Below are 12,837 nucleotides of genomic sequence, written 5' to 3'. Positions count from 1 at the left end.
CATAAAATCGCGCTTACAGCCAGCCTACGTTAACTCACCAATTTTTAGCTCTTTACCGCGGTTTATTTGGTAGCACTGCGCTAGCAATAATTCGGCGGTGGCTTGTGCGTCTGTCAGTGCGTTATGACAATGATAGCGTGGTAACTCATAACGTTTGCGACACGCACTTAGGGTTAAATCATCTTGTTTTATTTCTGCTCCTTGACAAATAAGGCGTTTTTTTTCTATGTGTAGGGTGTCAAGTATTAGCTTTGGTTGCGCACTTATATTAGCGTTTTTAAGGGCTGCTTTTAAAAAGCCCCAATCGAGTATCGCGTTATGAAACACCAAAATATGGTCACTAAAATGACGGCTTAACTGCATTAATATACTTTCTAAGCTTTGCCCTTTAGCCACAGTGTCGTCAATAATGCCGTGAAAAATAGGGCTTTGATCTAGGCTTTTTACATCCTTGTTTATTAAATGCTGCGACTCGCTCATTTTTATACATTGGTTGTCTATTTTAACCCAAGCCACCGATACAATTTCATGCTGGTTTACATAAAGCCCAGTAAGCTCTAAATCAATCACTAAATAGCGTTGCGTTAACGCGTTTTGACTTAATAAATTTCGCCTTTTTATATACTTACTGAGCCATTTTTTTACCACAGCGCTTACCTCCTGTTACAAACTGCCACGGGCAAATTTAAATGCGGCGGCTTGCTGGGCTTGTTTTACTAAGTAAAAGGCTTCTTTTAATTGGTGGCGTTCAAGTGAGGTAAGTTTATCAGGGTTTATGCAGTTACTTGGTAAACCCTCTTCGTTTATTTGCGTGCTAAAGCGTAGCTGAGTTAAAAATCGCCAGCAATCTTTTAAGTTATATATGTCGTCTTTATTTAATAGTTTATGTTTAAGTAGAGCATCTAGGCGCTCTTGTGTGTTAGCCCGTTTTATACCGGCTTTTAACGCATATAAACGCACTATGTCGTTAATAATAACCACGCCACGTTTTTTTAAATCTATGTACTTATGGTTGTTGTCGCTTTTTTGCGTTTTAAGCTTATTAAATAAACCTATAGGCACTGAGCTGGCTCTTATATCGGTTGCCATAGCAGCATAAAATAACTCATCGCGCGATATTCTATTTAGCTGCTCGCAAAAACCACTATACAAAGCGTTTGAGCCTTCAATAAAGCGCAAATCAAAAAATATTTTACAGTTAAGCATGGCACTTGGGGTTGGGCTTTTTATCCATTTAAAAAAGCGCTCACACCACTGACTTACACTCATTCTGCACTCATCACTGCTGGCCATTATATTACCTGGGCAACGTCTAATTCCGCACTCTACTAGCTGTTCACAAACAAACTCCCCCATGTGTTTAAAGTAAGCTTGATGCTCGTCGCTTAAGTCATCGGGCAGTAGTAAGCCGTTGTCTTGATCTGAGTGTAGGGTTTGCTCTTCCCTTGCTTGTGAGCCAAAGCAAATAAAACAAAAACTGGTGGGGGCAGCACCGTTTTCTTCTTGAAATAAGTGAATAAGGCGCGAGGTTAACGCATCGGTTAAGCCGCTGAGTAATTTACCAATTAACGATATGTCTTCTATGTTGTATGAAAAGCTGCGCAGTAACTCAGGAATTTCGCCCGCATAACGTTTTAAGTCCGTAATGCTATGCGCTTTATAAATGCGGCCAATAAGCTGCACTGGGTCACTTTTTTGCTGGCGCAGTAAATCGGTACTAGTAAGCATGCCCAATGGTTTATGATTTTCGTCGAGCACGGGTAAATGATGAATATTATATTTAAGCATTAAATGCAACGCAGAAAACACGCGATTGTTTTCAAATATAAATTTAGGCTTAGCACTCATTATTGTGCTCACTGCATCTTGCGGGTCTACTTCGTCGGCCAGTACGCGGTTGCGTAAATCGCGGTCGGTGACTACGCCTACCAAAATGGCGTGTTCGGTGATCATAATTGACGATACACCGTGTTTTTTCATTTTTTTAGCGGTTTGCCTTATGCTTGCATCGGGCGCGAGGGTAATTGCAGTGCGGGTCATTAGCTCAGATATTCTTCGCTCAGACCAACTATCGTTTTTACTTTTATAATGCGATGAAAGCAAACGGTTAGCGTGTGCTCGCACAAAGTATTGCTCAAACGGTTTATATTGGCGGCGTAAAAAGTCAAAGTGCTCCTGGGAGAGCATATATACTATACCTTCTTTTTGTACCTGCAACCTATTTTGAATTGCTTCTCCTGTTAACAAAGAGGGGTAACCAAAATAATCACCTTGGGCTAAACGTTTTACTACATCGCCTTTTGCATCGACAAGGTCGTATAAGCCTGAGCGAATTAAAAATAGCTTTGGACTTTGCGTTTGCAGCCATTGCGCTTGGTTTTCTCGGGTTAAATACACACTATCAATATGCCCTACAAAATACTCACACGCACTGTCGTGCAGCATGCTAAACGGCGCCTGCATACACACAAACTGGGCAACTTCCTGCTGCTCTACACTCATTGTTGTACTCATTAAAAAGTATACACGAAACCTAATGTACTCATTATTTAAACAAATAAAAAGCCCGACTAAAGTCGGGCTTTTGGTGCTTTATTTTTAAGTAGGCTTAACACATTAATGTGCGTGTGCTTCACCTGACCCTTTTGGATTACGAATACCCTCCACCATTTGCTGTATTTCAAGCGGAGTCGATTTTGTTAATTTAAGCACTATTGCGGCAACCAAAAAGTTGATGACCATCCCCACTAAACCGATTCCTTCGGGTGAAATACCTAAGAACCAATTTTCTGGGCTATTGAGCTCAGGACTTACAAATTTAAAGAAGATAATATACGCAGCGGTAAAGCCTATACCGGTTATCATGCCGGCAATGGCGCCTTCTTTGTTCATTGTTTTAGAGAATATCCCCATAATAATTGCAGGGAAGAAACTCGCTGCCGCTAAACCAAAGGCAAATGCCACTACCGATGCCACAAACCCAGGCGGGTTAATTCCAAAGTAAGCTGATATTACAATAGCAATCATCGCGGCTAGTCGAGCAGCCAATAGCTCTTGTTTATCACTTATGTTGGGTTTAAAAGTCCGCTTAAGTAAGTCGTGCGACACCGAGGTCGAAATAACCAGTAATAAACCTGCTGTGGTTGAAAGCGCAGCAGCAATACCACCGGCCGCAACGAGTGCAATTACCCATGCTGGTAAATCAGCAATTTCAGGGTTAGCCAGTACCATAATATCGCGGTCTACTTTTACTTCGTTTGCGCTAGTCGGATCTTCTACTTTACCGGCGGTGTAAAACATTTTGCCGTCGCCGTTTTTATCATTAAAGGTAATTAAGCCTGTGCGTTCCCAGTTTTTGATCCACGCAGGCGCTTGAGCGTACTCTGTGCCGCTACCATCTTTACCGTTAATGGTGTCAATCATGTTTACGCGTGCAAACGAAGCAACTGCAGGTGCCGTAGTATAAACAATGGCAATAAATACCAGTGTCCAGGCTGCAGAAATACGGGTATCTTTAACGCGAGGTACAGTGAAAAAACGTACAATTACATGCGGTAAACCGGCAGTACCAACCATTAAAGCACCAGTAATAGCGAATACGTCAATCATGCTTTTAGAGCCTTCGGTGTATTGTGCAAAGCCCAGCTCTGCGCTTAAACCGTCTAGCTTATCAAGTACATACATGCCTGAGCCATCACTTAATGTGGCACCAAAACCGGTTTGTGGGAAGAAGTGGCCTGTCATCATCATTGAAATAAAAATAGCAGGCACAAGGTAGGCAAATACAAGCACACAGTACTGCGCCACTTGCGTGTAGGTAATGCCTTTCATGCCGCCAAGTACCGCATAAAAGAATACAATCACCATTCCAATATAAACACCAGTTTCAATTTCTACTTCTAAAAAGCGCGAAAATACCACGCCTACACCACGCATTTGCCCAGCAATGTAAGTAAAACAAATAAAGATCGCACACAAAATAGCAACAACACGTGCTGTTTGTGAGTAGTAACGGTCGCCTATAAAGTCAGGTACAGTGAATTTGCCAAATTTACGTAAGTAAGGCGCTAAACACATAGCGAGTAATACATAGCCGCCAGTCCACCCCATTAAGTAAACACCGCCATCGTAACCTGCAAACGAAATAATACCCGCCATTGAAATAAACGACGCTGCGCTCATCCAATCGGCTGCGGTTGCCATACCATTAGCCAGCGGAGGTACGCCGCCCCCTGCCACGTAAAACTCATTTGTAGAGCCTGCACGCGCCCAAATTGCAATGCCGATATAAAGCGCAAAACTTAAACCAACAATTATAAATGTGAGTGTTTGAACATCCATTACCTAGCTCCTATTCGTCTACGCCGTATTTTTTATCTAACGTGTTCATTTTGAAAACGTAAACAAAAATCAAAGCTACAAAGGTGTAAATAGCGCCCTGTTGTGAAAACCAGAAGCCAAGTTTAAACCCAAAAAAACGTACTTCATTGAGTACATCTACCAGTAATATGCCAAAGCCAAATGAGACCACAAACCACACTGCTAGTAACTTAAACAGTAGTGAAATGTTTTCTGCCCAATAAGCTTTTGCCTGTTCTTCATCTTTAAAAGCCATTTTTATTTTCCCCTTTAAGCATTGCATAATTGCAATGAGTGGTTTTTTATAGTCGGTTATTAATTTAGCAACGCGGCGTAAAGAGTGAAGTGAGACCATAGTCGTAACAGCTTATTAACGTTTACGTAAACTGCAGGTTGAGCTGTATTTAAAAACCAAATAATAACTATTTTTCAATAACTTAATTTTAAAAAAGGATGTTAATCACAAAACTTAAGTGCTTTTTTGTAAAAATGCGACATTAGTCTAATAAATCAACAAAACTATAAATAGCCATTTAAAATCAATCAGATAAAATCAGCATTGAAATTTTGAATAAAATTGTGCACGCACACTTAAAGTTATCTCTGGTATTGTGTATGGGTATAAATAATAAGGTTTAATAACAACATGACTGCTGTACTAATTTTTGTAGCACTGGGCTATATTGGCGTGCTGTTTTGGCTTGCTAATTGGGGCGATAAAACAACACCACTGGCTAAACGGATTAGCCATCATCCTTTTGTGTATTCGTTATCGTTAGGGATTTATTGTACCTCGTGGACGTACTATGGGTCGGTTGGTACAGCTGCCACCAGCAGTTGGAGCTATTTGCCTATTTTACTGGGGCCCTCATTGTTGTTCGTTTTTGGCCAAGGTTTTTTACGCAAACTGGTATTAGTAAGCAAAAAACAAAACATTACCACCATTGCCGACTTTATTTCTGCGCGTTACGGTAAGCGCCAAACCAGTGCAATACTGGTCACTGTTATTGCTCTACTTGCTACCATTCCCTATATTGCACTGCAGTTAAAAGCACTCAGTACCAGCTTTTTGCTTTTGCAAAACAGCAATCAAATCTCTGGCGAAATGCTTACTCTCACCGCCACGTTAATTATGGCGCTGTTTGCAATATTTTTTGGTACCCGTAAGGTAGATGTTACCGAATACCGCTCTGGGCTTATGCTAGCAGTTGCCTTTGAGTCCATGATCAAACTCATCGCGCTTGTTGCTGTTGCTGGATTAGCTCTGTACACCTTATTTAATTTACCTAACCTTACGGGCGATAAAGTCACAGAGTCGATGTGGCATCATTGGGGCGACTTTAACTTTTTTAGTTTTAACTTTATTGGCCAGTCACTTATGGCTGCCGCGGCCATAATATGTTTACCACGGCAATTTCATGTCACCGTGGTAGATAACCAAGACAAACGCCATTTATTTACCGCTCGCTGGGCTTTTCCGCTGTATTTATTACTCACCGCCGCAATGATAATTCCTATTGCTACTGCCGCAATTCACCCCAGCATTGGTAGTAGCTTTTCACCCGACAGCTTTGTATTAGCGCTTCCACTTATTCACGACCAAGCTTTTTTAAGCACCTTTGTGTTTATTGGCGGGCTAAGCGCAGCCACCGCTATGATAGTCGTAGCTACACTTACCCTTAGCACCATGATCTCTAACGATGTAGTGCTGCCGCTTATGCTACGCCGTAAATTTAAGCGCAACTTAATTACCAGCAGTTATAAATCGCAAATTTTATTAGTCAGGCGCTTTACCATAGCCGGCATTTTAATATTGGCTTATTTTTATCAGCAATGGTTTGGCCACGGCAGCGCGCTTGCAAGTATGGGGCTGGTGGCGTTTTCGTTAGTAACGCAGCTGCTCCCAGCTATTGTAGGCGGTCTTTATTGGCGTAAAGGGCATGCTTATGGTGTATATGCGGGTTTACTTGCAGGGTTTATTTGTTGGGTACTGTTTTTGATGATACCAATTTTAGACGCCGGCAGTGCCCTTAATAGCGAGCTTCAGCAAACACTTATTACACGCGGCACCCTCATTGCCTTATTTGCTAACATTGGTTGTTATATTAGCTTTTCGTTAGGGGCAGAGGAGCGCTTGATAGACAAAATTCAAGCAGCTGCGTTTGTTAACCCTAAAGATCAGGCTATTTTATCGCGCCGTTTAAACAAAAATGTTAAAGCCACGGTTTACGACTTTAAAATACTGCTGCAAACCTTTTTAGGTATTCAACGCAGCCAACAAGTACTGGCGCACTTTTCACTTTCGCACCAGCTAAGTGACAATAATGCCCACCCCGAACCCGAATTTATAGCCTACTGCGAACGTGCGTTAACTGGGGTGTTAGGGGCATCTTCAGCGCAGGCGCTAATACGTACGGTTTCATCGGGTAAGCGTATGGCCTTTGAAGAGGTGGTTAACTTTTTTGACGAAACCACACAAGCACTGCAGTTTAACCAAAACCTGTTGTATACCTCGCTCGAAAATTTAAGCCATGGTATTTCGGTGGTAGATAAAGACTTAAAACTGGTGGCATGGAATAAACGCTACAGCCAAATGTTTTGCTACCCAGATGGCTTTTTAGAAGTGGGGCAACCCATTGAAGATATAATTAGATACAACGCAGTACGCGGTGAATGTGGCCCTGGCGAAATAGAGCGCCAAGTAGAAAAACGCGTTCAGCATTTAAAAAATGGCAGCTCGCATCACTTTATTCGCCACCGCAGAAACGGCCAAGTGTACGAAATGATAGGTAACCCCCTACCCGATGGCGGTTTTGTAACAAGCTTTTCTGATATTACAAACCATATAAGTACGCAAAATGCGCTTGAAGAAATTAATATGGATCTTGAAAACCGCATTGAAGCGCGAACTCAAGAAGTACAAACCATCAATAAAGACTTACAAGCCCAAATAGATAGCCGAGTAAAAACAGAGCAAGCACTTACTTTAGCTAAGCGCGAAGCAGAGCAGGCTAACGATAGTAAAACGCGATTTTTAGCATTAGCAAGCCATGATATTTTACAGCCCCTTAACGCGGCGCGTTTGTACCTTGCAGCCATTGATGAAACACAACTTGATACCACTAATCAAAATAGTTTTAATAAGCTTGGCCACAGTTTAGACTCGACCGTGCATTTAATGTCGGCTTTACTAGAAATAGCTAAATTAGAGCAAGGCGCAATGACCCCTACCCCACGCCACTTTTGTATAAACGATATACTTATGCCACTGCAAAGCGAGTACGCTATTTTATCAAGCGATAAAGGCTTAAAGCTTACGGTGCGTTCAAATGCACAAATTGTGCATAGCGACATTACCTACTTGCGCCGAATTATACAAAATTTGGTGTCTAATGCGGTTAAATACACCGAAACAGGGCGAGTTTTAATAGCGTGCAGAAACCGTAAACATAATTTACGTATAGAAGTATGGGACACGGGCCCTGGTATTAGCGAAGTAGAACAAGCTAAAATATTTAACGACTTTTACCGTATAGAAGCAGGTGATAACAAAGGCGTAGGTTTAGGGCTAGGCGTTGTAAAACGTATGGCCGATTTACTGAGCTTAGAGCTAGATGTGCACTCTGAGCCTGGTAAAGGCAGCCGCTTTAGTATTGAAGTACCTTATGGTGATACGCAGTTTGTACAACAAAAAGTTAAGGCCAACAGCTTGGTAGAGAACCGCGCTGCAATTAATATTATGGCCGTTGACGATGACCCCGAAAACCTAGCTGCAATGGCTAGCCTACTTAAAAAGTGGCAAGCCAATTACACCTTGTTTGATGATGTTGATAACGTACTATCGCATGCTAAACAACACGCAGCGCCCGATGTAATTTTAATGGATTATCAATTAGGTAATGAGTACGATGGTATTTCGCTTATAAAAACACTGCGAGGTATATGGCAAAGCGAAGTGCCGGCCATACTTATAACAGCCGTACGCGATACGGAGCTTAAACAAGAAACGAAAGCCGCTAATATTCATTATTTAAGTAAGCCTATTAAGCCAGGTAAGCTAAAAGCACTGCTTAATCACAGTACTTAGGCTGAGCTCAAAAGTGTAAAACAAAAGCCCAACAAATTGCTGGGCTTATGTTTATAGCTTATAGCTACAATTATGCTTGTTTTACGCGGCTTCTAAGCTTTTGAAACAACCAGCTTAGCCCCACTAGTGATAAACCCAAGCCAATAAACGACAGCGCTTTTAAAAGCCCCGTTAAATTAGCCATATCCACCAAGAACACTTTTAAAATAACGGCAGCTAATACTCCTAAACCTATTTTTTGGATTAATAGCTGATTTTTTAAATGCCCTAGCACCACAGTAATAGCCCCTAATACGAGCCAAATAACCGAGTAGCTATAAAGCTCTGCGTTGCTTGCTCCTGTTGATATGTAAATATAAGGGCCTTGCCAGTATTGGCGTATAAAGCCATTAATTGCCAGCACACTCAACGCACCCGCTACTATAAGTATAAATGGCGCTACTTTTGTATACAGCGGTTTAATTAACCTATAAAGCCAAAGCACTAAACCCGCAGGCACTAACCAAAGTAAAAATAGCCAATTAAATACAATAATTTCACCAATATAAATCGCACTTAAAAATGGGTTGGCGTTTAGTAAGGTGCTCAAAGTAGTAATACCCGCAGCACCAGCTAATGCCATACCTGCCACTTGGTATAATTTAGCTAAGCTACCAGCAATACGAGCACGGTGTAAATATACACAACCCAGTGCAAGCCAATTACAGGTGAGTAAAGCTTGTTCGTAAAAGCTTAAAGAGCCAAACTGCGGGTAATGCCCCACCAGTTGATAGCTGGTTTCGGTGGTAATAAATAACGCTAAGCAATGCAGCGCTGCGCCTTCTAGCCAAACTTTTAACTGGGATGCGCTAAAGCATTTGGCTGCCACGTAAAATAACACTACGCACAAAGGATAAACGACTAAACTCCAGTGCATACCCAATACACTAAGCGCCTCGTAACTTGGGGTCCACGGTGACAGTGTAAGGCGAAGTAATAATGCAGCCACCAGCGCTTTAATTGGCCAATGTGGCATAGGCACACGATAGCGGTTTATTAACACGCTAATAAGTAAAACCTGAATCGCCAATGCAATGGTTAACCCGCTGTCATTTAATAACATAGTGATAGCAAGCGTGATGTTGGCATTTGCTCCCACCCAATATGAAAAGCGCTGAAAAAGCGTTACGCCACTCATTGCGCACTTAATTAAAATGGCGCTACTTATAAGTAGTATCACTGCCCACAACGGATAGGCTGCGGCCAAGGCATGGTTTGGGATGATAGCGTATAAGATGGCAATCATTATAAATACGCTAAACGAGGCAGTAATATGAAAAGCCAAACGTTTAGGCGCCCACTTTATACCAAAATAAAGTCCATATGCGCTCAGTGCTAAACCTAAAAATAAAGCGCTCCCATATGGGTGTTTAAAAATAAATAAAGAGTCTGAAAAATCAATATAATATGACGGCGTGCTTAGTAGTATTAGTGCAGCAATAATTAACGCTGCCCCCAGCCATAAATCCCAGCGGCTATTTTTAATTACTAAAAACAATAAGATTAATATGCCCAATGCATTTATTATTTGCCATTGAAGGTAGTTATCACTATCAAAAAGCATAGCTATTAGCAAAGGGACAATACAGGCAAGCATTAAAGGGTGACTAGGGAGTGCGTTGATCAGGCGTTTTAAACTATGCGGGCGCGTTTCAACCACCGCTAGTTTTAACCCTAAGCGCGGTACGGCAATTAAACCAATAACACTTAATAGCCCATACGTGCCCATAAGCCAAATGGTACTGCTGTTAGCTATGGTAAAGCCAACAATATACCAGCCTAAATGCCCCGCCCACAACAGATACCACAACCATGCTCGCTGTACTTTATGTGCCACCAACGCCGCTGATAAGCTAATAAAACCAATATACATATACAGCGCAAATAAATTATTGCTGCCAGTATTGACCAGTACGGGAACACAATAAGCACCAATAATGCCTAGTACGGCTAATACCGGGCCAAGCATTATTGCCATAGCGCTCGCACTTATGGCAATAACCCCTAGTACAACAAAGGCTGATAAGGGGCTGATGAGACTATAGCTACTATACGCTAATAAGGTCAGTGCAAAGCACGTAATAAATCCTCCAGTGGCAAGTGCTGCAGGTATATAGTTATTAAACCCTTCGAATACACTATTTTTGTAATGCATATAAGCCGCGGCTGCAATTAAGCCGCCACCAAATAATCCGCCCAAGGTTAAACGCATCGTAGGAGAGAGCAACCCAGCTTCTAAACTGTACTTTGCTAAAAATATACCGCCTAACGCCAGTGCAATTGCGCCTATCCAGGTCATCCAGTTTTGTTCAAAGTCGCTACGCAATTTTTCAAAAAGAGAAGTAAAAAGTGAGGGAGTGTGATTTTTACCGCCTAGCTTATGTTTACGTTTAGAAATATTAGCGGGAGGCTTTATTGATGTAGCTGGTGTTTTTACCTGCTCACGAGGCTGATTTGACTGATTAGGTTGATTAGGACTAACTTGATTAAAAGTCGCCTCATTGCTATTTGCTTGAGCCGTGTCCGCATGTTGGGCTGCGGAGTAATCGACGTTTTTATCTGCGCCTTCATTGTGGCTTAGCTTGTTATTAGCTAGCTCTAAACTGAGTACTTTTGCTTTTAATTGAGCAATTTCTTGCTTTAAGTTACTTAGTTGTGCAATTGCTATAATACCGCAAACTGCACCGGCCATTATTGCAAATGCAAATAAACCTACTATTCCTAAAAACTCATCCATGGCACGCTCTTTTTATTTATTTTGTAATGAGTGTACCTAAAACTCTTTAAGTTTACGTAAGTTTTTGTTCAAAAAAAGCCCTAGACAATAATGCTTAGGGCTTTTACTTTCTAGAACGTGTTACATGTTACTTAGTCTACACTGTCTGTAATTGTGCGCGTTACACTCATTTTAAAGCCAGAGCTTGTTGTCTCATCGTGCTCTAAAATTAAGATGTAGTTACCTTCTTCGGTAAAATCTATATCACTTTGTTGAATTAACACTATTTGTTGGCCGTTATCTTCATATACGGCATACACAGTGTAAGCTTCATCATCTACGTCAATTTCTTCTTGGTCGTATCTATCTAAGCCATCAATTACATTGGTGGCATCATCAACGGTTTCGCCATTTAAGGTAAAGTACACGTCAACTTCACTTACGGTTTGCCCAGCGTAGCTTTCAATTAGGTTAATAACCGAAATTGTATGGCTGTAGCTACTCGGTGTTAGGTTTTCCTCAACGCTCATCATACGTAAACCATTATCGATGTCGTTGTAAAAAACGCCTACCGCACTTTGCTCGCGCTCTAAGGTCATTAAAAAGTTATCGGCAAGCTTGGTGCCTTCCTGATCATACATTGCAACGCTGTAACTATTCGGCGAAAGCTCAACGTAATCGGTGTAGGTATCGCTTGCTACTGTATTTGTATTGTTAACTGTGGTGCCACGGGTTGTGCTAAAGCTAACTGGCGAGTAATCGTCAACGGTATTTATAAAGCGCAGCTGTCCAAGCGCTGATTGATGTTTTAGTGCTGTAACGTAGTTATTGTCAGTCACAATATCAAGCGTGATACCGTTTTCTTCTGTTGCATAGCTTGGGCGGATCATGGCTACGTAGCTTTCTTCATCATAAAAATAAACCGACTCTGACTCGTACATTACATCTGTACTACCTGCCTCAGTGATATAAATTGTGTAGTAGCCCTCATCAAGGGTTTGTAAATCTAGCTCGCTTAAGTACTGTGTTGATGTAAATAGTTCAGCACTTTCAAATACACCGTCATCGGTTGCTAGGTAAACATCGTAGCTGGTATCTTCGCTGGTAATATTATAAAAACCTAAGTTAAACTCATCTGTATCGCTTGAAATGGGTACACTTAGCTCTGTGAACGTCGGCTCATCAAAGTTTCCACTCATAACAATAAGTTCGGTTTTATCACCTTTGATTGATACTTCTTGTTCGCTAATTGTAATATAGCTATCGTTTGCATCTAAGTATTCAAAACTTAAATCGTAAGTACCGGTGCTGTAATTATGACGCGTGGTTACATCTGCAAAGTCGGTGCCCGAGCGCTCTGTTTCATCTACAAATAAACGCGTATATGGGCTGTTATATGAGCCGTTATATAATTGTACGTAGCCTGTATCACTTGAGCCGTCGCTGCCGCCACAACCAACTAAAATAGACATTAAACTTAGAGGTAAAGCAGCTTTCAACAGAGAGTTGGTCATTAAAGTTTCCTTATTATTAAAATCACTATTATGACGTCTTTGCTGCATTTTAATTTCATAGTTTACAAAGTATTACCCTCGCTGACAGTTCTTTACGAAAACGTTTAAAAGTGTAATAAATG

7 protein-coding genes are annotated in these 12,837 nt (G+C 41.4%); 1 reads left to right on the top strand and 6 read right to left on the bottom strand.

Translation table 11 applies throughout. From position 1 onward, the window contains the following. Positions 1-24 precede the first annotated feature (24 nt). The 4 genes from AN393_RS03240 to AN393_RS03225 form a co-directional block, all read right to left on the bottom strand. Entirely contained in the window at positions 25-648 is a 624-nt protein-coding gene (locus tag AN393_RS03240; RefSeq protein ID WP_055017303.1) for a 3'-5' exonuclease, read from the bottom strand. A gap of 15 nt (positions 649-663) precedes the next feature. After that, entirely contained in the window at positions 664-2,502 is a 1,839-nt protein-coding gene (locus tag AN393_RS03235; RefSeq protein WP_055017302.1) for a DUF294 nucleotidyltransferase-like domain-containing protein, read from the bottom strand. A gap of 114 nt (positions 2,503-2,616) precedes the next feature. Then, positions 2,617-4,341: a sodium:solute symporter family protein gene (locus tag AN393_RS03230; RefSeq protein WP_055017301.1), complete on the bottom strand. Its 1,725-nt coding sequence runs from the start codon at positions 4,339-4,341 to the stop codon at positions 2,617-2,619. A 10-nt stretch (positions 4,342-4,351) separates the two neighbouring features. After that, positions 4,352-4,615 carry a DUF4212 domain-containing protein gene (locus AN393_RS03225; RefSeq protein ID WP_004586074.1) on the bottom strand — a complete coding sequence of 88 codons (264 nt, stop codon included), beginning with the start codon at positions 4,613-4,615 and terminating at the stop codon, positions 4,352-4,354. A 390-nt stretch (positions 4,616-5,005) separates the two neighbouring features. On the opposite strand from AN393_RS03225, the gene AN393_RS03220 reads away from it, so the two are divergent. Beyond that, complete coding sequence (locus AN393_RS03220) at positions 5,006-8,446, top strand: PAS-domain containing protein (protein ID WP_055017300.1); 3,441 nt, start codon at positions 5,006-5,008, stop codon at positions 8,444-8,446. Positions 8,447-8,516: 70 nt separating this feature from the next. Here the strand turns inward: AN393_RS03220 and AN393_RS03215 are convergent, their stop codons facing one another. Further along, positions 8,517-11,222, bottom strand: a complete 2,706-nt coding sequence (locus AN393_RS03215; protein WP_055017299.1) for a DUF2339 domain-containing protein — start codon at positions 11,220-11,222, stop codon at positions 8,517-8,519. 131 nt (positions 11,223-11,353) lie between these two features. After that, complete coding sequence (locus AN393_RS03210; protein WP_055017298.1) at positions 11,354-12,715, bottom strand: hypothetical protein; 1,362 nt, start codon at positions 12,713-12,715, stop codon at positions 11,354-11,356. Between the last annotated feature and the right edge of the window lie 122 nt (positions 12,716-12,837).

The sequence above is a fragment of the Pseudoalteromonas sp. P1-25 genome, from assembly GCF_001401805.1.
Classification (GTDB): domain Bacteria; phylum Pseudomonadota; class Gammaproteobacteria; order Enterobacterales; family Alteromonadaceae; genus Pseudoalteromonas.
The sequence above is the reverse complement of the archived record's forward strand: the minus strand, read 5'-3'. Positions and strand labels throughout refer to the sequence as shown.

Coding starts and splice junctions, on each gene's coding strand:
- AN393_RS03235 (WP_055017302.1), bottom strand. CDS start 2,502: ATGAGTGTAGAGCAGCAGGAAGTTGCCCAGTTTGTGTGTATGCAGGCG.
- AN393_RS03230 (WP_055017301.1), bottom strand. CDS start 4,341: ATGGATGTTCAAACACTCACATTTATAATTGTTGGTTTAAGTTTTGCG.
- AN393_RS03225 (WP_004586074.1), bottom strand. CDS start 4,615: ATGGCTTTTAAAGATGAAGAACAGGCAAAAGCTTATTGGGCAGAAAAC.
- AN393_RS03220 (WP_055017300.1), top strand. CDS start 5,006: ATGACTGCTGTACTAATTTTTGTAGCACTGGGCTATATTGGCGTGCTG.
- AN393_RS03215 (WP_055017299.1), bottom strand. CDS start 11,222: ATGGATGAGTTTTTAGGAATAGTAGGTTTATTTGCATTTGCAATAATG.
- AN393_RS03210 (WP_055017298.1), bottom strand. CDS start 12,715: ATGACCAACTCTCTGTTGAAAGCTGCTTTACCTCTAAGTTTAATGTCT.